The organism is Microbacterium sp. Marseille-Q6648 (genome assembly GCF_943181415.1).
GTDB lineage: Bacteria > Actinomycetota > Actinomycetes > Actinomycetales > Microbacteriaceae > Microbacterium.
The window spans coordinates 532,403-556,334 of the sequence record NZ_CALPBZ010000001.1; the positions used below are offsets into that span (position 1 = coordinate 532,403).

General features: G+C 68.4%; 22 protein-coding genes and 2 pseudogenes. 7 read left to right on the forward strand and 17 right to left on the reverse strand.

What is annotated here, in order from left to right:
- Positions 1-31: 31 nt before the first annotated feature.
- A complete protein-coding gene (gene lepA, locus NFR93_RS02530; RefSeq protein WP_251449753.1) occupies positions 32-1,897 on the reverse strand; it encodes a translation elongation factor 4 in 1,866 nt (621 codons plus the stop codon).
- A 63-nt stretch (positions 1,898-1,960) separates the two neighbouring features.
- Between lepA and NFR93_RS02535 the strand changes: the two genes are divergently transcribed.
- Both NFR93_RS02535 and rpsT read left to right on the forward strand, forming a co-directional pair.
- A complete protein-coding gene (locus tag NFR93_RS02535) occupies positions 1,961-2,680 on the forward strand; it encodes an alpha/beta fold hydrolase (protein ID WP_251449755.1) in 720 nt (239 codons plus the stop codon).
- A 115-nt stretch (positions 2,681-2,795) separates the two neighbouring features.
- A complete protein-coding gene (rpsT, locus tag NFR93_RS02540) occupies positions 2,796-3,056 on the forward strand; it encodes a 30S ribosomal protein S20 (RefSeq protein WP_251449757.1) in 261 nt (86 codons plus the stop codon).
- A gap of 85 nt (positions 3,057-3,141) precedes the next feature.
- On the opposite strand, the gene holA is transcribed toward rpsT, so the two are convergent.
- The 5 genes from holA to NFR93_RS02565 form a co-directional block, all read right to left on the reverse strand.
- Positions 3,142-4,182: a DNA polymerase III subunit delta gene (gene holA, locus NFR93_RS02545; RefSeq protein WP_251449759.1), complete on the reverse strand. Its 1,041-nt coding sequence runs from the start codon at positions 4,180-4,182 to the stop codon at positions 3,142-3,144.
- A 9-nt stretch (positions 4,183-4,191) separates the two neighbouring features.
- On the reverse strand, positions 4,192-6,522 hold the full coding sequence (locus NFR93_RS02550; RefSeq protein ID WP_251449761.1) for a ComEC/Rec2 family competence protein: 2,331 nt from the start codon (positions 6,520-6,522) through the stop codon (positions 4,192-4,194).
- Positions 6,519-7,163 carry a ComEA family DNA-binding protein gene (locus tag NFR93_RS02555; protein ID WP_251449763.1) on the reverse strand — a complete coding sequence of 215 codons (645 nt, stop codon included), beginning with the start codon at positions 7,161-7,163 and terminating at the stop codon, positions 6,519-6,521. Before NFR93_RS02555 ends, NFR93_RS02550 begins: the two co-directional genes overlap by 4 nt.
- Positions 7,164-7,255: 92 nt before the next feature.
- A complete protein-coding gene (gene leuS, locus NFR93_RS02560) occupies positions 7,256-9,865 on the reverse strand; it encodes a leucine--tRNA ligase (protein WP_502846247.1) in 2,610 nt (869 codons plus the stop codon).
- 28 nt (positions 9,866-9,893) lie between these two features.
- The gene (locus NFR93_RS02565; RefSeq protein WP_251449765.1) at positions 9,894-11,207 is read right to left on the reverse strand and encodes an anthranilate synthase component I family protein; all 1,314 of its coding nucleotides are present in this window, start codon (positions 11,205-11,207) and stop codon (positions 9,894-9,896) included.
- Between the two features lie 42 nt (positions 11,208-11,249).
- Here NFR93_RS02565 and NFR93_RS02570 point away from each other — a divergent pair, with 42 nt between their 5' ends.
- Genes NFR93_RS02570 through NFR93_RS02580 form a run of 3 tightly spaced genes read left to right on the forward strand, consistent with a single transcriptional unit; the run spans position 11,250 to position 13,742 of the window.
- A complete protein-coding gene (locus NFR93_RS02570; protein ID WP_251449768.1) occupies positions 11,250-11,930 on the forward strand; it encodes a DedA family protein in 681 nt (226 codons plus the stop codon).
- A gap of 5 nt (positions 11,931-11,935) precedes the next feature.
- Complete coding sequence (locus tag NFR93_RS02575) at positions 11,936-12,970, forward strand: App1 family protein phosphatidate phosphatase (protein WP_251449770.1); 1,035 nt, start codon at positions 11,936-11,938, stop codon at positions 12,968-12,970.
- A gap of 31 nt (positions 12,971-13,001) precedes the next feature.
- Positions 13,002-13,742, forward strand: a complete 741-nt coding sequence (locus NFR93_RS02580) for an SOS response-associated peptidase (protein ID WP_251449772.1) — start codon at positions 13,002-13,004, stop codon at positions 13,740-13,742.
- Here NFR93_RS02580 and NFR93_RS02585 read toward each other — a convergent pair.
- Together NFR93_RS02585 and NFR93_RS02590 are read right to left on the reverse strand one after the other, a co-directional pair.
- On the reverse strand, positions 13,718-14,932 hold the full coding sequence (locus NFR93_RS02585; protein WP_251449774.1) for a glycoside hydrolase family 3 N-terminal domain-containing protein: 1,215 nt from the start codon (positions 14,930-14,932) through the stop codon (positions 13,718-13,720). The two genes, NFR93_RS02580 and NFR93_RS02585, sit on opposite strands and share 25 nt — an antisense overlap.
- A 23-nt stretch (positions 14,933-14,955) precedes the next feature.
- Entirely contained in the window at positions 14,956-15,432 is a 477-nt protein-coding gene (locus NFR93_RS02590; protein ID WP_251449776.1) for a VOC family protein, read from the reverse strand.
- A gap of 193 nt (positions 15,433-15,625) precedes the next feature.
- On the opposite strand from NFR93_RS02590, the pseudogene NFR93_RS02595 reads away from it, so the two are divergent.
- Positions 15,626-16,498 (forward strand): annotated as a pseudogene (locus NFR93_RS02595) (IS481 family transposase); the annotation flags it as partial.
- A gap of 36 nt (positions 16,499-16,534) precedes the next feature.
- On the opposite strand, the pseudogene NFR93_RS02600 reads toward NFR93_RS02595, so the two are convergent.
- The 7 genes and pseudogenes from NFR93_RS02600 to NFR93_RS02625 form a co-directional block, all read right to left on the reverse strand.
- Positions 16,535-17,712 (reverse strand): annotated as a pseudogene (locus NFR93_RS02600) (IS3 family transposase).
- 61 nt (positions 17,713-17,773) lie between these two features.
- A complete protein-coding gene (locus NFR93_RS16035; RefSeq protein WP_353049894.1) occupies positions 17,774-17,953 on the reverse strand; it encodes a cation-transporting P-type ATPase in 180 nt (59 codons plus the stop codon).
- A gap of 83 nt (positions 17,954-18,036) precedes the next feature.
- The gene (locus NFR93_RS02605) at positions 18,037-19,053 is read right to left on the reverse strand and encodes a magnesium and cobalt transport protein CorA (protein ID WP_251451442.1); all 1,017 of its coding nucleotides are present in this window, start codon (positions 19,051-19,053) and stop codon (positions 18,037-18,039) included.
- Between the two features lie 291 nt (positions 19,054-19,344).
- On the reverse strand, positions 19,345-19,965 hold the full coding sequence (locus NFR93_RS02610; protein ID WP_251449780.1) for a hypothetical protein: 621 nt from the start codon (positions 19,963-19,965) through the stop codon (positions 19,345-19,347).
- Positions 19,966-20,381: 416 nt separating this feature from the next.
- Positions 20,382-20,855: a hypothetical protein gene (locus NFR93_RS02615; RefSeq protein ID WP_251449782.1), complete on the reverse strand. Its 474-nt coding sequence runs from the start codon at positions 20,853-20,855 to the stop codon at positions 20,382-20,384.
- Between the two features lie 2 nt (positions 20,856-20,857).
- Entirely contained in the window at positions 20,858-21,244 is a 387-nt protein-coding gene (locus tag NFR93_RS02620; protein ID WP_251449784.1) for a hypothetical protein, read from the reverse strand.
- A 67-nt stretch (positions 21,245-21,311) separates the two neighbouring features.
- Entirely contained in the window at positions 21,312-22,355 is a 1,044-nt protein-coding gene (locus NFR93_RS02625) for a TerC family protein (protein WP_251449785.1), read from the reverse strand.
- A gap of 281 nt (positions 22,356-22,636) precedes the next feature.
- Between NFR93_RS02625 and NFR93_RS02630 the strand changes: the two genes are divergently transcribed.
- Positions 22,637-23,143 carry a hypothetical protein gene (locus NFR93_RS02630; protein ID WP_155947953.1) on the forward strand — a complete coding sequence of 169 codons (507 nt, stop codon included), beginning with the start codon at positions 22,637-22,639 and terminating at the stop codon, positions 23,141-23,143.
- Positions 23,144-23,185: 42 nt separating this feature from the next.
- Here the strand turns inward: NFR93_RS02630 and NFR93_RS02635 are convergent, their stop codons facing one another.
- Positions 23,186-23,464, reverse strand: a complete 279-nt coding sequence (locus NFR93_RS02635; protein ID WP_251449788.1) for a helix-turn-helix transcriptional regulator — start codon at positions 23,462-23,464, stop codon at positions 23,186-23,188.
- 58 nt (positions 23,465-23,522) lie between these two features.
- On the reverse strand, positions 23,523-23,828 hold the full coding sequence (locus NFR93_RS02640; RefSeq protein ID WP_036272261.1) for a helix-turn-helix transcriptional regulator: 306 nt from the start codon (positions 23,826-23,828) through the stop codon (positions 23,523-23,525).
- Positions 23,829-23,932: the final 104 nt, after the last annotated feature.

Consider the following 23,932-nt stretch of genomic DNA (forward strand, 5'->3'; position numbering starts at 1 on the left):
CCCGGTGTGAGCGGACGGTCGAGGCCGTGTGCTACTTCTTCTCCTTGCCCTCGACGTCGCCGGACAGCGCCGCGATGAACGCCTCCTGGGGGACCTCCACGCGGCCGACCATCTTCATGCGCTTCTTCCCCTCCTTCTGCTTCTCGAGCAGCTTGCGCTTGCGCGTGATGTCGCCGCCGTAGCACTTGGCCAGGACGTCCTTGCGGATGGCGCGGATGTTCTCACGGGCGATGATGCGGGCACCGATGGCGGCCTGGATCGGCACCTCGAACTGCTGTCGAGGGATGAGCTTGCGCAGCCGCTCGGTCATCATCAGACCGTAGGCGTACGCCTTGTCGCGATGCACGATCGAGCTGAAGGCGTCCACCTTCTCCCCCTGCAGCAGGATGTCGACCTTCACCAGGTCCGCCTCCTGCGTGCCGATGGGCTCATAGTCCAGGCTCGCGTAGCCCTGCGTGCGGGACTTGAGCTGGTCGAAGAAGTCGAACACGATCTCGCCGAGGGGCATGTTGTAGCGCAGCTCGACACGGTCCTCGCTGAGGTAGTCCATGCCCAGGAGCGAGCCGCGCCGCGATTGGCACAGCTCCATCACGGTGCCGACGTAGTCCTTGGGCGTGAGGATGGCCGCCTTCACCATGGGCTCCGACACCGTCGCCACCCGCCCGTCGGGATACTCGCTGGGGTTCGTGACGATCACGTGCTCGCCGATGTCGGTCTGCACGTCGTAGACGACGCTCGGCGCGGTCGTGATGAGGTCGAGGTCGAACTCGCGCGAGAGCCTCTCGGTGATGATCTCCAGGTGCAGGAGGCCGAGGAACCCGCAGCGGAAGCCGAAGCCCAGCGCCACCGAGGTCTCGGGCTCGTACTGCAGCGAGGCGTCCGAGAGCTTCAGCTTGTCGAGTGCTTCGCGCAGGTCGCCGTAGTCGCTGCCGTCGATCGGATAGATGCCCGAGAACACCATCGGCTTCGGGTCCGTGTACCCCGAGAGGGCATCGGATGCCGGTTTGCGGGCGTTCGTGATCGTGTCGCCGACCTTGGACTGCCGCACGTCCTTCACACCGGTGATGAGGTAGCCCACCTCGCCGACGCCGAGACCACGTGTGGGCGTCGGCTCGGGGCTGGACACGCCGATCTCGAGCAGCTCGTGCGTGGCGCGGGTGGACATCATCTGGATCCGCTCGCGCGGCTCGAGCTTGCCGTCGACCATGCGGACGTACGTCACGACACCGCGATACGAGTCGTAGACCGAATCGAAGATCATCGCGCGTGCCGGCGCGTCGGCATCGCCGACAGGGGCGGGGATGTCGCGGACGATCCGGTCCAGGAGCTCCTCGACGCCCTGGCCCGTCTTGCCGCTCACCCGCAGCACGTCCTCGGGGTCGCCGCCGATCAGGCCCGCCAGCTCGAGGGCGAACTTCTCGGGGTCCGCCGCAGGAAGGTCGATCTTGTTGAGCACCGGGATGATCTGCAGATCGTTCTCGAGCGCGAGGTACAGGTTCGCGAGCGTCTGAGCCTCGATCCCCTGGGCGGCGTCGACGAGGAGGATCGCCCCCTCGCACGCGGCGAGGGACCGAGACACCTCGTACGTGAAGTCCACGTGGCCGGGCGTGTCGATCATGTTCAGGGCGAACACCGAGTCCGCCGCACCCTCGACGGGCACCGACCACGGCATGCGCACCGCCTGCGACTTGATCGTGATGCCGCGCTCGCGCTCGATGTCCATGCGGTCGAGGTACTGCGCCCGCATGTCGCGATCCGACACGACACCGGTGATCTGCAGCATCCTGTCGGCGAGTGTCGACTTGCCGTGATCGATGTGGGCGATGATGCAGAAATTGCGGATGCGCTCGGGGGGCGTGGCCGCGGGCTCGAGCGTGGTGTGGGCGCGGGGGGACATGTCCGTCGAATTCTACCGGGCGGGGCGACGCCCGATCGCTCAGAGGGTGATTAGCGTGGAACCATGGTTGTGCAGGTGGTCCTCGTTCACGGCATCCGCACGTCTTCGACGATGTGGCGCGCGCAGACCGCGTATCTCGAGGCGCGCGGCAACCCGGTGACGGCGGTCGACCTGCCCGGTCACGGCACCCGCATGGGCGAGACCTTCACGCTCGAGGGCGCCATCGACACCGTCGACGCGGCGGTGCGCGCCGCCGCCGGGCGCGGTCCGGTCCTGCTGGTCGGTCACTCGATGGGCGGTCTCGTGTCGATCGAGTACGCCGGCGCCCCCGAGCGACCCCCGATCGCCGGCTTCGTCGCGGCGTCGTGCACCGCGGTGCCGCGCGGCGTCGGGCTGACCGCGTACCGCTTCCTGGCCCGGGGCCTGGACCGGCTCCCCGGACGGGGGCAGTGGCTGGCCGACCGCGTGCTCGATCGGACCCTGCCCCCCGAGACGCGCTTCGACTTCGGCGCCGGCGGGTACGCCTACGACATGCAGGACGTCGCCCTGCGCAGCCTGTCGGTGCTGGACCTGCTGACGGCCCTCCACCGCATCGACGCGCCCATGTGGTTCGTCAACGGCCAGTACGATCAGCTGCGCGTCAACGAGAAGCTGTTCCTGGGAATCGCCCGCCACGCCGAGCTGGTCGTGGTTCCGCGCACGACGCACCTCGTGACGGCCATGCGGCCCGACGTGTTCAATGCCGTGCTGAACGTCGCGCTCACGACACTCGAGCGAACCTGATAAACTCGCTGATTGGCTTGCGTGTGGGTTCTTCCCTCACGACCGTCGCGCGGTGCCCCTCTCGTGCCAACCGACAACACCATCGATCAAACTCCGAACGAAAGAACGTCGACACGTGGCGAACATCAAGTCGCAGATCAAGCGCAACAAGACCAACGAGAAGGCGCACGAGCGCAACAAGGCCGTCAAGAGCGAGCTGAAGACCGAGGTGCGTCGCACCCGCGAGGCCGTCGCCGCAGGCGACAAGGCCGCCGCCGAGAAGGCTCTCGCGAAGGCGTCCAAGAAGCTCGACAAGGCCGTGAGCAAGGGCGTCATCCACGAGAACCAGGCCGCCAACCGCAAGTCGGCGATCGCCAAGCAGGTCGCCGCTCTCTGAGCCCGCGCTGCAGACGAAGGCCCGCCCCGGAAGGGGCGGGCCTTCGTCGTTCCGGTCACCGACCGCGACCGACAGCGGGCCGCCCTCAGCGCTGAGCGATGCTCTCGCCGCGCGTGGCGATGACGGTCACCAGGCGCTCGAGTGCGAACACGGGGTCCCGTGACGCGCCCTTCACCTCGGCATCTGCGCGCGCCGCGGCCTGGATGGCCGTGCCGAGCGAGGATTCGGTCCAGCCGGAGAGGTCCCGGCGCGCACGATCGACCTGCCAGTCCTTGAGTCCGATGCGGGCCGCCAGCGCCGCCGCAGGCTCGCGACTGCCGGCCACCCGAGCCATGGTGCGAAGCTTCGACGCGATCGCCGCCACCATCGGCACCGGGTCGGCGCCCGAGGCCAGCGCGTGCCGAAGCGCGAGGAGAGCTTCGCCGTAGCGGCCCGCGATCGCCGTGTCGGCCACCGTGAACGCCGAGGTCTCGACGCGACCACCGTAGTAGCGCTCGACCACCTCGTCCGTGACGTCCCCGTCGACGTCGGCGATCAGCTGCTGACAGGCTGCGGCGAGTTCGGTCACATCGTCCGCGAAGGCGGAGACGAGGGTCCGCAGGGCGGTCGGCGCGATGCGGCGGCGCGCCGCCTGGAACTCCCCTGCCGCGAAGTCGAACCGGTCGGATTCCCGTTTGATCGCGGGGCAGGCGATCTCGACGCCGCCGCCTGTCCCCGCGCGAACGGCGTCGAGGAGCTTCTTGCCGCGCACGCTCGCGCCGGTGTGCCGGAGGATCACGGTGGCACCGTCCTGCGGTGCCTCGAGATAGGAGATCGCCTCGGCGAGGAAGGCATCGGAGCACTTCTCGACACCCGTCACGCGAACGAGGCGCGGCTCGCCGAACAGCGACGGAGACGTCAGCGCCAGGAGGGATCCCGGGCCGTAGTCGTCGGCACGGACGTCCGAGACCTCGAGGCTGGCGTCCTCGGCGCGCAGGTACTCCCGCACGCCGGCGATCGCGCGCTCGGCGCACACGTCCTCGGGGCCCGAGACCAGCACGATGGGCGCCGGCTGCGGGGTTCGCCACGAGATCTGCGGAATCGCGCTTCGCGTCTTCGACGCGGGCCGACGCGCGCTGTATGCCATCCCCTCAGCCTAGTCAGCGGGCACGACACCGTCCCGCTCGCGCCACACGCGCAACCCCTCATCGGTCGCCCACACCGCCACCATGCCGTGGCGATCGGTTCGCGAGAGGTGCGCGCCGATCCCGCCGAGGAGATCGATCACCTCGGCCCGGGGATGCCCGAATGTGTTGCCGGCACCGACCGTGATGACGGCGGCCGCGGGCCGGGCCTGCCGGTACAGCTCGGCGTACTGGTCTGCACTGCCGTGGTGGGCGACCTTCACCAGGTCGTACGGGGGGTCCCAGATGGCGTCGCGCACCAGACCCTCCTGTGGGGAGGCCGAGAGGTCGCCCAGCAGGAGCGAGTGCGGGATGCCGGCCCCGGCGATCTCGATGACGACGCTGGCGTCGTTGCCGGGCTCGTACGCGCGACTGTGCGCCCGCGGCCAGAGCACCCGCCATCGCGCGTCGCCGAGGACTCCGGTCATCCCGGCGTGTACGGGCGCCGCCGTGGCCCCCTCCGCCACCAGCGCGGCGATCGTCTGCCGGCCGTCGGCGTCGGCCGGTCCATGGATCACCGTCCCGACGCGGCCGGCGAGCACGGACGCCGCGCCCGCGTGATCGGCGTCGAAGTGCGTCAGCACGAGCAGGTCGACACTGTGGACACCCGCGCGCGCGAGGCATGAGGTCAGCGCCTCGGGGTCGGGTCCCGTGTCGACGACGGCGACCCGGGCGGCGCTGCGGAGCACGAGCGCGTCACCCTGGCCCACATCGCAGGCCAGCACCGCCCACTCCGGCGGGAGAGTCCAGGGTGCGGCCCACGTCGTGAGCATGGCTGCGCCGATGACGACTCCGGTCACCGCCGCCAGTCCCGCGCCGACGAGACCGCGCAGCCTTCCGCCATGGGGGCGCGAGATCACCACGGCGACGCCGGCGCCCACGCCCGCGAGAAGACCCGCTCCCGCGAGCCCTTCCACCCACGGTATGGAGCCGAACGGCAGTGAGGTCACCGTGAGAGCGGTGCCTGCGATCCAGGATGCGGGGAGCCACGCGAGAGCTGTGAGGCCGTCGGCGACGACGGGCACCGGCCCGGCGAGGCATGCCAGCAGTCCGATGATCGTCGCGGCCGGCGCCGCGGGGCCCGCGAGCAGGTTCGCCACCACCCCGTACGTGGGGACAACCGGCTCGATCAGGACGAGCAGGGGGCCGCACGCCAGCTGCGCCGCCAGCGGCACCGAGAGGGCGAGTGCGAGCGGACGCGGCATCCGGCAAGCAAGTCCGGCCGCCAGCGGCCGCGCGAGCAGGAGCAGCGATGCGGTCGCGCACGCCGAGAGGGCGAAGCCGAGGGACGATGCCAGCCACGGGTCGACCGCCAGCAGGAGGCCCACCGCGAGCGACAGCACCGCCATTCCGACTCCCGTCCGGCCCAGGAGCAGTCCCGCCATGGCGATGCCCGCCATCGTCGCGGCGCGCACCACGCTCGGCTCGGGCGTCACCAGGACGACGAACCCCGCCAGCGCGAGCGCCGACGCGCCCACCCGCGCGGCCCGAGCGGCCCCGAGGGCGGCGCACAGGGCGAACACGATCCCGACGACGAGCGCGCAGTTCGCACCCGAGACGGCGGTGAGATGCGACAGGGAGGCGGCCTTCATCGCCGCATCGAGCTCGTCGCTCACCGCGCTGGTGTCTCCGACGGCCAGCCCCGGCACCAGGCCGCTTCCCGGACCCGGGAGGCCGGCGGCCGAGCCGACGAGCCCGCGCCGCAGCTCCGCCGCGACGAGAAGGATCGGCGGCGGCGGAGCGCGGAGCGAGATTCCGCCTTCGGCCGCGGAGACCACGAACAACGCCCGATCGGAGGGTCTGGCGTCCCGGACGGAGCCGGCGACGCTGATGGCGCTGCCGACGTCGAGCTGACCCGCCTCCCCGGCGTCCATCCACACCGTGACCGCCACGGCCGTCCGACGAACCTGCTCACCCGCGCGGATGCGCTCGGTGACGGCGTCGAACGCCACCCTCCCGCCCGGGCGCGGCTCCACCTTCCCCGAGACGACGGCGTCGACCTCGACGTGGCGTCCGGACCCGCCTGCCACCTCACGCGCGGCGGCACGGGCGGGCTCTGCGGCAGCGACATGGGTCGCGGCCGCGGCGGCGAGCGAGAGGGCGAGGACCGCGACGACGAGCCGGCGTCCCGTCGTTCGCGTGCGGACCACGGCTGCGGCGACGAGGACGACCAGGGCGGCGCACCACGCGCACGCCCCGATCGTCGGCGCGGTGTCAGGGTGGGCGATCGTGATCCCGGCTGCCAGCCATGCGGCCGCGGCGACCGGCACGAGCCGCAGCGCGCGCTGCAGGTCGGCGGTCACACCGTCACCAGATCGCGGAGGCCGGCGAGGACCGCGTCACCGATGCCCGGCACCGCGAGCAGATCGTCCACGCTAGTGAATCGTCCGTTCTCCTCCCGCCAGTCGATGATCCGCTGCGCGAGTGCGGGACCGATGCGCGGCAGCGTGTCGAGGGCGCTCAGGTCCGCGGTGTTCAGGTCGATCAGGCCGGCGCCGGTCCCGGGCGGCGCAGCCGCGCCGGCGAGAGGAGCACCCGCGCCCTGCGCGCCCTCGCTCGCCTCGCCCTCGACCGCGACGTGCAGCTGCTCTCCGTCGGCGAGCGGTCGCGCGAGGTTGACGGTGGCGCGGTCGGCGTCGCTCGTGAAGCCGCCTGCGACGGCGACGGCGTCCACGACTCGCGCGTCCGCCGGCAGAACGTAGAGTCCCGGAGCGCCGACGGCACCCGAGACGTGCACGTAGAGCTCGCGTGCAGAGCGCTCCTCGCTCGGCGCGGCCGAGTCCTCCGCCGGTTCCATCGGCACGACGTCGACCGGCGATGCCGCGCTGCGGACGAGCCCGATCCCCACCGTCACCGCCAGTGCAGCAATGACGAGCACGACCGCGGCGCCCAGACCGAGGCGGCGCCGGGCGTCGGCCGGCGCTTCCCCCTCAGCGTTGCCCACGCCTCGCAGTCAACCCTGCACCCACCGGCGGGCCGCGCGCCCGAGCGTATCCGTGGACGGGCGCGCGGCCGAGAGCGTTTGGGGAGGAGAAGCTAGCGGGTGCTGAAACTGACCACCTTGGGCGGGCGGACGATCGCACGGACGATCTGCTTGTCGCCGAGCGATCGCACCACGCGCTCATCGCCTCGGGCCAGGGCCTCCAGCTCGGCGGCGTCGATGCGCGCCGACACGTCGAGCGTCGCACGTACCTTGCCGTCGATCTGCACGACGGCCGTCACGGAGTCCTCCACGAGCAGCGTCGTGTCGGGGGCCCGCCACGGCACCAGGCCGACGAAGGGCTCGTAGCCGAGGATCTCCCACATCTCCTCCGCGGTGTGGGGCGCGACGAGGTCCAGCACCATGGCCGTGACCTCGGCGGCTTCCCGCACGGCGGGGTCTGCGGGGCCCGCGCCGGTGTCGATCGCTTTGCGGATCGCGTTGACGAGCTCCATGAGACGAGCGACGACGACGTTGAACTTGGTCTGCTCGACCAGCCCGGGAGTGTCGGCCAGCAGGCGGTGGGTGACGCGGCGGAGGGAGGCGTCGCCCTCGGCCCACACCACGTCCGGCTCGCTCGTGACGTCGCGGGCGACGCGGAGCGCGCGGGCGAGGAATTTCTGCGCCCCCGTGGTCGAGACGTCGTTCCAGTCCTTGTCGTCCTCCACCGGCCCGGCGAAGGCCAGGGCGACGCGGAGCGCATCGGCGCCGTGGGCGTCCAGCTCGTCCTGGAAGAGCACGAGGTTGCCCTTGCTCTTGGACATCTTCGCCCCGCCCAGGATCACCATCCCCTGATTGATGAGGCTCGAGAAGGGCTCAGTGAACTCCACCAGTCCCATGTCGAACAGGACCTTGGTGAGGAAGCGCGCGTACAGGAGGTGGAGGATCGCGTGCTCGACACCGCCGATGTAGAAGTCGACGGGTCCCCACTTGTCCGCCTCGCGGGTCGAGAACGGCTCGTCGGTGCTGGTGGGTGAGAGATAGCGGAGGAAGTACCACGAGCTGTCGACGAAGGTGTCCATCGTGTCGGGGTCGCGGCGGGCGGGTTTCCCGGACTCGGGGTCGACGGTCGTGACCCACTCGGCCGCGCCGCCGAGCGGCGAGGTGCCTTTCGGGGTCAGATCCAGGTCCTTGGCCTCGGGGAGGCGGATCGGCAGCTGGTCATCCGGAACCGGGACGATGCGCCCGTCGTCGGTGTGCACCATGGGGATGGGCGTCCCCCAGAATCGCTGACGCGAGATGAGCCAATCCCGCAGGCGATAGGTCTTGGCCGCCCGGCCATCGCCCGAAGCCTCCAGCTGGTCGATCATCCGCGCGATGGCGTTGCGCTTGGAGAGACCGTCCAGCGACGCGGAGTTGATCATGCGCCCCTCGCCCGTCAGCGCGACGCCGGTCCGGGCGGGGTGGATGTCATCCAGACCGTCGCCCGCCAGCGACGGGTCGACCGGCTCGCCGTCGGCATCGAGCTCGATGACCGGAATGGCGCCGGTGATGGGCGCTGTCGTGTCGACGACCACCTTGACGGGCAGGTCGAACGCGCGCGCGAAGTCGAGGTCTCGCTGGTCGTGCGCGGGCACGGCCATCACCGCGCCATGACCGTAGTCCGCCAGCACGTAGTCCGCGGCCCAGATGGGCAGGCGTTCGCCGTTGACGGGGTTGATCGCGTACCGCTCCAGGAACACACCGGTCTTGGGCCGATCCGTGCTCTGCCGCTCGATGTCGGTCTCGCGCTGCACCCGGTCGAGGTAGTCCTGGAAACGCATGCGAGCCTCGGCGGACGCGCCCGAGGCCAGTTCGGCCGCGAGGTCGCTGTCCGGGGCCACGACGAAGAAGGTCGCGCCGTGCAGCGTGTCGGGTCTCGTGGAGAAGACCGTGATCTTCTCGTCGCGTCCCTCGATCTCGAAGTCGATGTCGGCACCGACCGAACGACCGATCCAGTTGCGCTGCATCTGGATGACCTTCTGCGGCCAGAACCCCTCGAGCTGATTCAAGTCGTCCAGCAGCCGGTCGGCGTAGTCGGTGATCTTGAAGTACCACTGCGTCAGCTTCTTCTTGATCACCTCGGCGCCGCACCGCTCGCAGCGGCCGTCGACGACCTGCTCATTGGCGAGCACCGTCTGGTCGTTGGTGCACCAGTTGACCGGACTCTCTTTCCGGTAGGCCAGACCGCGCTCGTACATGCGCTGGAAGAGCCACTGATTCCAGCGGTAGTACTCGGGGTCGCTCGTGTGGAGCACACGACTCCAGTCGAACGACACGCCGTACTGCTGGAAGCCGGTCTTCTGCTGCGCGATGTTGGCGTACGTCCAGTCGCGGGGGTCGGCTCCGCGCTTGATCGCGGCGTTCTCGGCGGGGAGGCCGAACGAGTCCCACCCGATCGGGTTCAGCACGTTGTAGCCGCGGTGCCGCCACGCCCTCGCGACGATGTCCGAGTAGAGGTAGTTCTCCGCGTGACCCATGTGCAGGTCGCCCGAGGGATACGGGAACATCGCCAGGACGTACTTGCGCGGGCGCGTGTCGTCGTCTCCCCCCGCACGGAACGGATCGGCCTCGGCCCACCGGGCCTGCCATTTCTGCTGCACGGCGTGGGTGTCGTGCCCGCTCTCGGCGGGCACGGCGGTTTCGGGCGAAGTCTGACTCACGGAGCGGGTACCAATCCTGGGCATGACGGAGACGCGGAGCGCAGGGACCAGGCTACCGGACCTCCACGCGGGCCCACTCGGCCGGCAGACCCGCCCCGAGGGCGGCGAGCGGTCCGCGCGCCTTGAGAGCGACCTCCCCGACCTCTTCCCAGGCGGCGGACTTCCAGGTGATCCCGCCGCCGGCACCGACGTAGGCCCCGTCCTCGTGGAGGACGATCGACCTGATGACCATCGCGAGATCGAGGGTGCCGTCATCGCCGACCCAGCCGAAGCATCCGGCGAACGCGCCCCTCGACGCACCCTCGAGATCGTGGAGGATCGTCATCGCCGACAGCTTGGGTGCGCCGGTCATGCTGCCTGCGGGAAACGCGGCATCGAGCAGATCGTCGACGGTGATGCCGGGGGCGAGCCGCCCCGACACGGTGCTCACGAGCTGATGAACCGCCGGATAGCTCTCGACCTCGAGAAGCGCGTCGACGCCGACCGACCCCGGCGTGCACACGCGCGACAGATCGTTGCGCATCAGGTCGACGATCATGATGTTCTCCGCACGCTCCTTCTCGCTCGTCCGGAGCTCCGCGATGAGAGCGGCGTCCTCCTCTGCGGTGGCGCCGCGACCCCGCGTTCCCTTGATGGGGGACGTCGACACCCGGCCGTCTGCGACCTGCAGGAAGCGCTCCGGACTCGCACTGGCCAGCGCCCGCCCGGCGCACCACACCAGACCCCCGTGATGCGCCGGATGAGCGGCACGCAGGCGGGCGTAGACAGCGGTGCGGTCGAATCCGCCCGCAACGTCGAAGCGGGTGGTGAGGCACAGCTGGTAGGCGTCCCCCTCGCGGATCGCCCCCCGTGCGGACTCGATGAGCGCCGCGTACTCGTCGGGCCCGTGCCGGGCGTTCGCGCGGACGACGCGATCGGATGCCGGGGCGTCCGTTTCTCGACGGGCACCGGCCGCGCGGGTCGCCAGGGCGGCCGCCTCGCTCGCGGGGGCCACCGCCCACGCACGTCGGCGGGCGTGGTCGAAGGCCACCCACCGCGTGGCGCGGATCCACAGCGCGGATTCTGCGCCCCGCCGATGGACCGGTGCGCCCGCCCTCGCGGCGGCATCCTCGTAGTCGAACCAGCCCACCCGTCCCCCACGGAACGGACCGGCCGGCCAAGGGGTCCGCGGCTCCGATGCCAGACGCGCGGGACGGACCTCTTCCGCGGCGACGGGCGCCCCCTCGCCGACGAAACTCCAGCCTTCCTCGGAGCGCGGACCGGCATCCAGCCAGAATCCCGCGTACGCCCGGGCGAAGATCCCGCCGTGCACGTCGGCGGGGTCGGCCCACCTCGCCAGGGGCACGGCGACCAGCGAGTCGGTCATCTTCCCAGGCTAGGGCCCTCGATCGCGCTCTAGGCTCGTGGCGTGAACGAGTTCCTGACATGGCTCCTGGATGCCGTGCAGAGCGTCGACCCGGTGCTGCGCACAGTGCTGGCCGGACTCGCGATCATGCTCGAGACGAGCGTCCTGATCGGACTCATCGTGCCGGGAGACACCATCGTCATCGTCGCCGGCACCGCGGTGGCCTCACCCCTCGAGGGGGTCCTCCTCGGTGTATCGGTGGTGCTGGGCGCCCTCATCGGCGAGAGCATCGGCTTCTGGCTCGGCCGCCTCCTCGGCCCCGCCATCCGCCGCTCCCGGCTCGGGCGCCGGATAGGCGAAGCGAACTGGGTCCGATCCGAACGCTACCTGCGCCGTCGAGGCGGGCCGGCGATCTTCCTCTCGCGGTTCCTGCCCGTCCTCCACTCTCTCGTGCCCCTCACCGTCGGCATGAGCGGATTCCCCTATCGGCGCTTTCTGGCGTGGACCCTGCCGGCATGCACGCTCTGGGCCGTGCTCTACGTGTCGGTGGCCGCCGCGGCGGCGGGCACCTACCGCGAGCTCTCCGAGACCCTGCACTCGGCGGGATACATCTTCGTCGCGATCATCGCTGCGTTCCTGGTGCTGATATGGCTCAGCAAGAAAGTCATCGAGCGGGTGGAGCGCAAGCACATCGACGCGGACGACCGCCACGCCGACACGGTTCAGGACGACGTGAAAGACTGACGGGGATGCCGAACTCCGACGCCTCCCTGCGCCCCGACGTCCTGTGGCTCGCCCGGTTGGAGCACCGATTCCACTCGTGGCGAGAGCGCCGGGCCCGCGCGCGCGGCCTCACGCCGAGCGTGACGCCGTTCCCCGGCTACGCGCGCACCGACTGGGTGCGCGTCCTCGGGAGGGTGCTGATCCTCCCGCCGTCGCCGCGACCGGGCAAAGGCGAGTTCGCGAGCGTGCGCGGCTGGCGCAGCTTCGCGGCCGTCCCCATCGGGTTCGCCCAGGTGCAGGTCACGATCGGCGGTGTCACCCACGAGGTCGTCTCCGATCGGGGCGGCGTCATCGACGCGGTGCTGCCGGCGAGCCTCGAGCCCGGGTGGCAGACGTTCACGATGTCCGTGGAGGGGGGCGACCCCGTCGAGACCCGCACGTTCGTCGTCGCGCCCGATCAGAAGTTCGGGATCGTGTCGGACGTGGACGACACGGTCATGGTGACGGCGCTTCCTCGACCGCTCATCGCGGCGTGGAACTCCTTCGTGGTCGACGAGCACGCCCGTCAGCCGGTGCCGGGGATGGCGGTGCTCCTGGAGCGCATCGTGCGGGAGAATCCGGGTGCGCCGCTGATCTACCTCTCCACCGGCGTGTGGAATGTGGCGCCGACGCTCATCCGCTTCCTGCGACGCCACCTGTTCCCGTCGGGCGCCATGCTGCTGACGGACTGGGGCCCGACGCACGACCGCTGGTTCCGCAGCGGCAAGATCCACAAGTCCACCAATCTGCGTCGCCTCGCCCAGGAGTTCCCGGACGTGAAGTGGCTGCTGATCGGCGACGACGGCCAGCACGATGACGAGCTCTACACGACCTTCACCAGCGAACACCCCGGAAACGTCGCAGGCGTCGCCATCCGCCGGCTCTCACCCGCCGAGGCGGTCCTCGCGGGTGGCCGCACCGCGGTCAACGACCACTCCGCGGCGGCGGTCCCGTGGGTCACCGAATCCGACGGCGCGGGCCTGCTCGAGCGGCTCGAAGACGTCGGGATCGTCGAACGCTGACGATGTCGTCGGGCGGCCGTACGCTGGGGGCATGTGCGGACGTTTCGTCGTGGCGGCAGTCGGATCCGAGCTGGTCGGCGTTCTCCGCGTCGACGTCGAGGGCGACGACCTCCCCGCACCGTCCTACAACGTCGCTCCCACCGATCGCGTCGCGATCGTGCTCGACTCCGCCAACACGGAACCTCCCACCCGGCGTCTGGAATCGGCGCGATGGGGGCTGGTGCCCGGCTGGGCGAAGGACCCCTCGATCGGCGCGCGGGCATTCAACGCCCGCTCCGAGGAGCTCGAGGACAAGCCCATGTTCCGCGGAGCGCTCGCCAAGCGACGCGCGGTCGTACCGGCATCCGGCTATTACGAATGGAAGCGGGAAGGGGATGCGAAGGTCCCCCATTTCATCCATGCCGCAGACGGCTCCCCCGTGTTCCTGGCGGGGCTGTACGAATGGTGGCGCGATGAGTCCAAGGCGGACGACGACGCGGATCGCTGGCTGCTGAGCTTCACGATCCTGACCCGGGACTCGATCGGGCGATTGGGCTCCATCCATGATCGGATGCCGCTGTTCATGGATCCGGACCATGCCGACGCCTGGCTCGATCCCACCACCGACAATGTCCGTGATGTGCTGGACGCCGCCATCGACGCGGCTCCGGCGGTGGCCGAGACCCTCGACGACCATGTCGTGGGAAAGGCGGTGGGGAACGTCCGCAACAACGGTCCCGAGTTGATCGAGCCGCTTCCCCGTACCGATCAGCCGACCGGCTCGCACACCTGACACGGCAGCATCGCGCCTCCCGCATCCGCGATCCGCAGGCGCAGTTCCATGACCCGCTGCGCCGCGTCGTCGAGACGCTCGGCGGGCAGAGAGCCGTCCGCGACGGCGTCGGCGATGCCGGCGGCGATGCGCGGCGCCGTGCGCGCGTCCGAGAACATGACCGTGAGCACCATGTCGTTTCCCGCCGCGATGGCCCGCACTCCGTTGCGCACGGGATCTCGCAATGAGCGGGCACCCGACGCCTGGAGCATCCCCAGGTCGTCGGTGATCGCCACGCCGTCGAATCCGAGATCCTCGCGGGCGATGCGGTGCCACTCCGGGGAGAGCGACGCCGGCGCGTCATCCACGTCGGTGTAGGCGAGATGACCGAACATCAGCAGCGGCGCGCCCGCCTCGACGCCGGCGACGAACGGACGCCCGTCCGTTCTCTCCCACGCATCCCGCGACAGCGAGGTCCGTGGGATGCCGACGTGCGAATCCCCGGGAGCCGCACCATGGCCCGGGAAGTGCTTCAGCGTGGAGAGCACCCCGGGCGCCTCACCCGCGACGGCGGCGGCGACGCGGTCGGCGGTCTCCGACGGGGTGGTCCCGAGGGATCGGCGATGGATGAAGGACGCTCGGTCTGGCGCCACGTCGGCGACGATGCCGAAGTTGACGCCAATGCCCGAGCGCATGACGAGCGCCGCCCGGGCCGAGAATGCCTGTTCGGCCTCGTCCGGCGTGGCCGATTTGAGCGTCAGCGATGACGGGAACCCGTCCCACGGGAGCCGAGTGACGTCGCCGCCCTCCTGATCGATGGCCAGCAGCGGCGGCAGGCTCTGGTCGACGGTGAGCGCCGCGGTGATCTCGCGAAGGCGCTCCTCATCTCCGGGCACGTTCGCTCCCATGAGGATGAAGCCGCCGATGCCGGTGTCGCGCATGTATGCGGCCAGCCGATCGGGGTCCGTGCCTGCGACGTGTCCCATGACCACCGATGCGGCCCGTTGCTCGACAGACATGGCGGCGACGATGTCCTCGGCCGTGCGCGAGGTCGACTCGTCGTCGGCGGCTATCACGTGGACCGACGCGTCCGGCGCGGCCGACGAGAGCCAGGATGCCTCTTCCGCCGCGGGCGACGCGTGCAGCGCGAGGGCCGTCGACAGGGCAGCCATGCCGGACGCGATCGCGAAAGCACGGTTCAGGCGAGGCATCCTTCCAGCCTATGCGCCGCACCTCACGGAGAGGACACCGCGGCCTCGAGCGCGGCCAGGTCGATCCGCCGCATGTCGAGCATCGCCTGGACGGCGCGATGGGCGCGAACGGGGTCGGGATCGCGGATCAGTTCGACCAGTCGGTCGGGGATGATCTGCCACGACAGACCCCAGCGGTCCTTGAGCCAGCCGCACGGCTGCTCCTGGCCGCCGTCCGCCGTCAGAGCGTCCCAGTAGCGGTCGATCTCGGACTGGTCGGCACACGAGACATACAGGGAGACCGCCTCGGTGAACGGGAACTGGGGACCGGCATCCATCGCGAAGAAATCACGTCCGCCGAGCCGGAAATGCGCGTGCATCACCGCGCCGCCCATTCCCGGCACCTCGTCGGGATAGCGACCGATCGACACGACCTCCGAGTCCGGAACGAGCGACGTGTAGAACGCGATCGCCGCTTCGGCGTCGTGGTCGAACCACAGGAACGGGGTCACGGCGGTCATGGGCTGCCTCCAGACGTCGCGTCCACTCTGGTGTGCCCACCGTCGTGTGGTCAAGGACACAGGGCCGAAACCGCGAAACGCCCCCGGAATCCGAGGGCGTTTCGTGCGGTGGACCTGAGGGTGTCCGGGTTCACGACATATGTCACAGGTGATGTGTCGCTGGTGTCTCGCGACATAGGTCACAGTCCGATGCATGTCGAAGCATCGGGTCGTGGTCCTGAAGATCATCGCGAATCAGCTCACCGTCACCGAAGCGGCCGTGCAGTACGGGTTGTCGCGGAGGCAGCTGCATCGACTCCTGGCCCGTTACCGGGAGGGCGGTATCGAGGCCGTCGATCCGCAGTCGCGGCGACCGAAAACAAACCCGCACGCCACGCCACCCGAGGTTGTCGAACGCGTCCTCCGTCTCCGCGCGGAACTGATCGCTCACGGGTTCGATGCCGGGCCGGTCACGATCTCCTGGCATCTGGATCGTGAAGGGCTTCCCGTCCCGTCGCACGCGACGATCCACCGCATCCTGACCCGAGCGGGGCTGATCACCCCGGAACCGCGCAAGCGTCCGCGTTCCTCCTACGTCCGGTTCGAAGCTGCCCAACCGAACGAGACCTGGCAGTCCGACTTCACCCACTGGCGTCTGGCGGATGGCACCGACGCGGAGATCCTGAACTGGCTTGATGACCACTCCCGACTGCTGCTGTCCTGCACCGCCCACCGCCCCGTCACCGGCGACGATGTCGTGACGACGTTCCTGGCCGCGACCGAGGAACACGGGATCCCCGCATCCACCCTGACCGACAACGGCCGGGTCTACACGGCACGGTTCGGCGGCGGACGAAACGCGTTCGAACACCTCCTGCCCGCCCTCGGGGTCAAGCAGAAGAACGGCTCACCCGGTCACCCCCAGATCCAGGGCAAGATCGAACGGTTCCATCAAACCCAGAAACGCTGGCTCGCCCAGCAGCCCACCGCGACCACGATCCTCGAGCTCCAAACACAGCTGGACCGGTTCCGCGTCGATTACAACGACCATCGACCGCACCGAGCCCTCGACCGCGCGACGCCCTCACAGGGGCGTGAGGAACGAACTGGTGACAGTTTCGGTTTAGGCCGCGAGTGTGAGCGGCTCGGTTAGCTTGGCTTCGAACTCGATGGGCGTCAACCCGCCGAGGGTGTCCTGGGCTCGCTGGCGGTGATACTTCCGCTCGATCCAGACGACGATGGCGAGGCGAAGCTCCTGCCGCGTCGCCCACCGCTGCTGGTTGAGGACGTTCGTCTGCAACAGTGACCAGAAGCTCTCCATCGCCGCGTTGTCCCCGGCCGCGCCGACGCGCCCCATCGATCCGACCATGTCGTGACGGCGCAGCTCGCGGGCCATCGCCCTGCTCCGGAACTGGCTGCCCCTGTCCGCGTGCAGGATGCAGCCGGCCACCTCACCGCGGCGGGTGACGGCGTTGCGCACGGCATCGACGGCGAGCTTCGCTGTCATCCGATCCGAGATCGAGTAGCCGACGATCCGGTTCGAGAACACGTCCTTGATCGCGCAGCAGTAGAGCTTGCCTTCGCTCGTCCAATGTTCCGTGATGTCCGTGAGCCAGAGCCTGTTCGGCGCATTGGCACGGAATACCCGTTGCACGTGGTCGTCGAACACGGGAGGGCCGGCCTTCTTGCCCTTGCCCCGCCGGCGGCGTTGCGCGGACGAGAGGATCCCGGCCTGCGAGCACAGCTTCCACGCCGTCCGGCGACTCATCCGCCAGCCAGCCCGGCGCGCCTCGTCGGCCAGGTATCGGTAGCCGAACGTCGGGTCCTCGTGGTGCGCATCGTGCAGCGCATTGATCCGATAGGCGCGGAGCACATCCGCGTCCCGGATCGGGTCGCCTCTCCACCGGTAGTAGGGCTGGCGGGCGAGCTTAAGGACCCGGCACGACACCGACACGGGGATCCCCGCGTCGGCGAGCTCAGCAACGAGCGGGTATGTCATTTTGGGGAGCCACCGAGGCGCAGGTTCGCCTGCGACAGATACGCCGCCGCTCGCCTGAGGACCTCGTTCTCCTGCTCGAGCAACCGGATCCGCTTCTTCAACTCCCGCGCCTCCGCTGCGTCTGCAGCGGTCTGACCAGGACGGTTGCCGTATTCGACGTCGGCCTGACGGAGCCAGTTCTGCAACGTCGCTTCGCTGATGCCGAAGTCAGTGGCGATCTGCTTGATGGTGACGCCGCTCTCGCGGCTACGAGCGACCGCGACAACGTCCTCGCGGAACTCTCTGGGATAGGGACCAGGCATGATGACATCCTCCCCGCCAGCGCCTCCCGGCACTAACGATCAGTTGTCACCAATTCCTTCCTCACGCCCGTTCATTCGGCCCGAAACGCCGCAGTCTGTTAGTCGCCTCCGCATCCGACAAACCCGCCCGGAGATCGGTTTCAAGCTCACGGACGGTCTGATCGACTGACCGATCGTGCCAGTCGGTTCGTATGGCAGCTGACGGATCCCCCGCGGCGTCCCTAGGTCTGACGTCCGGCAAGGGTCCTCCTAGGATTGGGCCAGGACATTACGCGAAGCGGATACCCAATCTGCGGCCGACTCAACGCTACCGGCATGATCCGATCAAAGCCACCGCTTCCACCTGAAGACGCCGTACAGCCCGGTGGCGACACCGACCATCAGAACGAGCGAGAAGGGGTAGCCCAGTTCCCACCCGAGTTCGGGCATGTACTCGAAGTTCATCCCGTAGACGGTGCCGACCAGGGTTGGGGCGAAGATGATCGCCGCCCACGAAGAGATCTTCTTGATTTCCTCATTCTGCGCGAGGTTGAGTTCTGTCATCCGCCGCATCTCGTCGTTCTGCCGTTGCGCGAGCAGCGTGACGTCAACGGTGAGCGCGTTCTCGAGGATGGTTCGGAACGACGCCGATCGCTCGACGATGCGGAGGGCGTGGTCAAGCACGCCCCGCAAGTAGCGCTGCAGTTCACTATCAACCTGGTACTTTTCTGAGCCGCGCAACAGCGCCTCGAGCATGCCGACCAGCGGCTGTGAGGCGCGTTGGAAGTCAATCACCTCGCGGGAGAGCTCATAGATGCGCCGTGACACGCCGTCTTCGTCAGCAAACAGCTGATTCTCAATCTCATCGATGTCGTTTTCCAGACCGGCGATAACTGGTCCGTACTCATCGACGACTTCATCGATAATGGCGTAGAGCACCGCCTCCGGCCCCATCGACAGCAGTTCGGGCGTGCTCTCCAGGCGGTGACGGACCTGAGCCAGGTTTGGGGACTCGGCGTGCCGAATAGTGGCAATGAAGTCCGGGCCGACAAACAGATGCAGTTCGCCGAACTCAACCTTTTCCACAGCATCGAGGTAGCGGGCCGGGCGCAGAACCACGAACAGGGTGTCACCGTAGCGTTCCAGTTTGGACCGCTGATGCCAGGTCAGCGCGTCCTGGACCGCGAGCGGATGCAGCGAAAACTCCTCGGCGACTGCGCGCACCTCGGCCTCGTTCGGCCGATACAACCCGATCCATGCCATCCCGCCACGAGATCGCATCGTTTCAAAGGTCTCATCCAGGTTCGCCGGGCTCTCTGTACGAACGCCGTTCACGTACACTTCGTTGTCAACTAACGCCATCATCATTCCCCCTTCGTCCAAGACTGAGCACAGCGCCGAATTGCGCTGCGAGCTGGAAGTGTGCACCGCTGATGCAGGTCAAGCCAGCATGGCACCACAGGAACGAGCCAAGTTGACGTGGAGATCGAGCACAGCGAAGCCGTGGGACATCGCTCAGGGCGACTAGCAACCTGCGAGCAAGAGTGGCAGACCATGCCGACTCCAAGTCACCGTGAGATTGCGCGAAAGACCCGCCCGCTCCCGTGTGGCATCAATCTCAGTGGCGCGAGTGCCCCGTTTCGGGGTAGTTAGTCATCTGCCGAAGAGGTTTCCCCAGCCCGGGATGTCGATGTTGGAGAGTTGCTCCCCGAAGCCACTGATGTTCTCTCCCCAGCCCGCGAAATTGTCTGTGGCTCCGGCAGCGAGGTCGCTCGCCCCACCAGCTAGATCGCTCGCCCCGCCGGCAATGTCGGTGGCCGTGGCGGTGACGTCCTCCAGTCCCGTGGCAAGCGCGGAAAGGTCGACCGCACCGGCAAGCGCATCGAAATCGACGCCCGCGGTGAGCGCTTCGGCAAGAAGGGGCGTGGCAAGGGCACTTCCGATCGCTCCGGTGGCGACGACAACCAAGAGCCCACCGGCAGCACCGGCGGCGGCCGCGCCGGCCTTCTGCCCGGTGGTGGCGTTTCCTGTTCGAGGGGTTCGAGCGAGGATCCTTGCCAGAACACCCGGCCGAGCTGCCTCGGCGCGGGTGGCAGTGCGGGCAAGATCAGCCGGTTGGGATGTGCGGGGCTGCTCTGCGAGGGGGAGTTCGGTCCGCAGTCGCGCCTGGATCTGGTTTCGTTCTGCGGGAGTGAGTCGGCGGAACGCAGCGGCGTGGATCCGCTCCAGCTGGGCAGGCTCGGCGGCATGAAGGAGGTATTCGTAACGGGCCACTGCGGCACGCTCGGGCGCGTGATCGTTTGCCGGGGGTGGGGTCAGCCCGACGGTGTTCGAGGGTGCAGTACCGGCGGGTGCGCCGGCAGGTGGGGTGAGCGGATGCTCGGGTCCCGGTGGCGGGACGGGTGTCGCCGGTCCGCTGACCGGGGCAGGCGGGGGGGCGCGGCGCCGGTGATGGGGCCCACCGCACCACGCAGTGTGCTTTTCCAGTCGCGGGGTGCGCTGCCGGTGGTCTTCGCAGGCGCTGGGGTCTTGTTGAGTGCCCGTTGGGCCAGGCCGGTGAGGCGGTCAAACATGGTCATGAGCGTCTTCCTTCTGTGTGGGTGCTGGGGTGCTGTGGAACGTGATTGCGCCTCTTCCGGGCGGGTGGTCGTCCCTCCTGCTTCACGAACGTTGGTCGATCCTGTGGCAGGTCAGGCGAGCGGGAGCCAGGCTACGGACATCACTCCCCACGCCTGGGCCCGACCAGCGGATGGTGGGAGGCGGAGGGAAGAACGTGTGGCTGAGTAGGCTTCGACGCGCACCTGCTCGGGGGTCAGCTCAACCCCCGCGGCGGCGGCATCCGCGAGCACCGCGGTGAGAATCTCGCTGTGCCGTCGAGCGCGAGAATGCAGCAGGACCGCCGGGTCGAGGCTGAACCCTGCCCGCTCCGGCTGCACGTGTACTCCCACATGGGCGGTGCGCTCTGCGAGGAGCCGTACCGCGGTGAACAGTCCGTTCCACCGGACTCTTTGGCGCGGCAGGGCGATGTGCACGCACAGATCACAGTCCCCGACGAACGAGCGGAGATCATTGGGCCATACGGGCGCTTCGACGATGACGCGGTCGATCGGGGTGGTGAGCTGACCGTGACGCAGCAAGCACAGATCGTGTTCTTTCGTAATCACGATCAGCTCCGATCCGGGCAGGCATCGTCGTGTAGCTGCACGCGCGCGCCCCAGTCATCAATCGGATGCAGCACACCGGTGGCCGCAGCAGTCCGGTCGATCACTGTCCGGGCGTCCCAGAATGGACCTCCCTCGACGATGAGGCACTGCCCAGCACCCACGTGCAGCTCGTTGCTCTTGCCGCCTAGCAAGACCCGCTGCCCCGCCGCGACGACAACTTCGGTCACTGATTGATCAGTGACCTCACGCAAGGTAACCGGATTGTCTCCGGCGTTGCGCAGGCTCCCGCATCCCGGCAGAGGTCCGCCGCAGCGGTCACCGACACCGACAGTCCACGCGACTACGAGGATCCCGGTCACCGCGAGCAGCGGCAACACAACCACTGCCACCGTCGAACCTCGGCGACCCCTCCTCACCGGCTGGGAATCGGGGGCCAGGGCCGCCGAGGGGTCACGGTCAGTCATCGGAACTCACCTTCCCATCTGCGCGCACTCTGCCCCGGCGGCGGAAGACCGGCTCGGCCGCAGCGAGCTCCTCGTCGCTGGCGAGCCGGAACGCTCCGGCAGCTTCGGTCTGCACCTCCCGGCGGCCTTGACCGCGGGTAGCGCGGAGGCTCGCGATAATCGAGACGGTGATGATGGTGGCGACCACGGCGAGACTGATGGTGGTGGGGATGTAGAGCACGTCCAGAAGCAACATCTTGATCCCGACCCAGATCAGGACGAACGCGAGTCCGACCTTGAGGTAGATGAACCGGTGGATGAGGTCGGCGAGGAGGAAGTACATGGCCCTCAGCCCCAGGATCGCGAACGCGTTGGCAGTGAAGACCAGGAACGGTTCGGACGTGACGGCGAAGATCGCGGGGATGGAGTCGACGGCGAAGATGATGTCGGTGATCTCCACCAGCACCAGCACTGCTAGCAGCGGGGTGGCCACGACGATCCCGGCCTTGCGGATAAGGAACTTCTGCCCGTGGTACGCGTCGGTCATCGGCACGAACCGGCGGAACACCTTCAGAATCTTGGACTTCTCCGGGTGAATGTGGTCGTTGCGGGAGCGGAACATCCGCCATCCGGTGTAGATCAGGAACGCGGCGAACACGTAAAGGATCCAGGAGAAGTTCTCGATCAGCGCGGCACCGGCGGCGATGAAGATGCCGCGGAAGATCAGCGCACCCAGGACACCGAGGAACAGTACCCGGTGCTGGTACTCGCGGGGCACGGCGAACGCGGCGAAGATGATCGCCCAGACGAACACGTTGTCCACCGCGAGGGATTTCTCGATCAGGTAGCCGGCGAAGTACTGCTGCCCGTACTCCGCCCCCCACAGCGACCAGACCAGCACACCGAACGCGACACCGAGCGTCACCCAGACGATCGACCAAACCGCGGCTTCCCGCACCCCGATCACATGCGCCTTACGGTGCGCGACCAGATCAACGGCGAGCATGACCAGGATCACACCCAGAACGGCGAACCAGGCCCACAAAGGGACAGTCATGACAAAGACCTCCACGAAAGATTCGTGAAGGTCTCATCGGCCTGGCGGGCCCCTGCGCACCGGATCCCGCGGAGGGAACGTATTGACGATGCGGAGCGAGGATTACTCCCCTTCTCGAGCCATCAAACAGGAGAAGCATGCTTCATGTCAAGTCTGCTCGCGAAACAGGTCCGGAGCCACGCTCTGCACATGGACGAGTTCCGGCCGCCGTGACGGCCGTCTGACGCGACTACGCTGAATCCCGGTTGCTCGTCAGCTACGCGGCGAAATACGGTGGGTGGGTGAAGGGTTCAGGATTCGACCTCGATGCGGGGCTCCGACGCTACCCGTGGGTGTCTCGGGCAATGAACGCGGAGGCCGTTTACGGGACCGTGCTGACCGCGGGTCTCATTTCCGCGTACTCTCTCTACAACCCGACACTGCCGGTCCTCATCGCCCGCACCATCGGGACCGTCCTCGTGTTCTGGGGTGCACACGTCTACGCCGAGATCGTCGGAAACCGTGCGATGAGCTGGCGGGAAGCGGTCCGCGAAGGACTGCAGCGCTCCGCAGGACTCCTGTGGGCACTCATCGTCCCGGTCGCCTGTCTGACCGTAGCCGTGTTCCTCGGACTCTCGATGAATGTCGCCGTGGACATTTCTCTGTGGGGAGGTGTCGTCAGCCTCGCCATATTGGGATGGTGGGCGGCCCGGCAACGCAATGCCTCCACGGTGGTGAAGGTGGCAACCGCCGCCGCAACGGCAGGAATGGGACTCGCTCTGATCGCCCTCAAGGCACTCGTGCACTGACCGCGTCCGGGTGCCCGTTCAGCCGAGCGACAACGAGCGGGTCTAGTGGATGTCCAGCAGTGCGCGGATCAGGTCGTCCACGGTATGCGCGGCGTTCGCGGGATGCCGCAGCGGACGGTCCTGATACAGGACGTAGTGGTTGCGTCGTCCGCGCTTCTCCCGCTCCAGATACCCAGCGTTCTCGAGATCGTTGAGGATCGTGAGCGCCGAGCGTGTAGAGATTCCGACCACCGCAGCGATATCACGGACGGTCGCGTCTGGGTTACCCTCAATCGCGAGCAATACGTGCGCGTGATGCGTCAAGAACGTCCACTCGGCCATCGCTCCCCTCCTCCTGCGTAGCGCCTACCGGCGAGCCCTTGCGAACGCGCGGCTGAGATCAGGCTGCGCTGGGCGCGTGTTCTGATGCATCCGACGCCGAGAAGACGGCCAGGAGTTCGCCGATGTGATGGCCCCGATCCAGGGGGTGCCGCAACGGACGGTCCGGGTTGAGCCGGTAGGTGTTGCGCCGCCCGACCCTCTCCCGGGTCAGGTACCCCTCCTGCTCAAGCTCACTGACGATGCGTTGCGCCGCACGCTCGGTCACCCCCACCAGGCTCGCGACGTCCCGCAACAGAATCTGCGGGTTGGCTGCCACGCACAGCAGAACATGGGCGTGATTGGTGAGAAAGGTCCACTGCGCCATCACCCCATCTTACCGTTCCACCCCACTTGTTTCCGCATACGCATTTACCGAATCACAATACGTGCTATGTTTTTCGTGTTTCCAGTGACAGGTGAAAGCGGGTG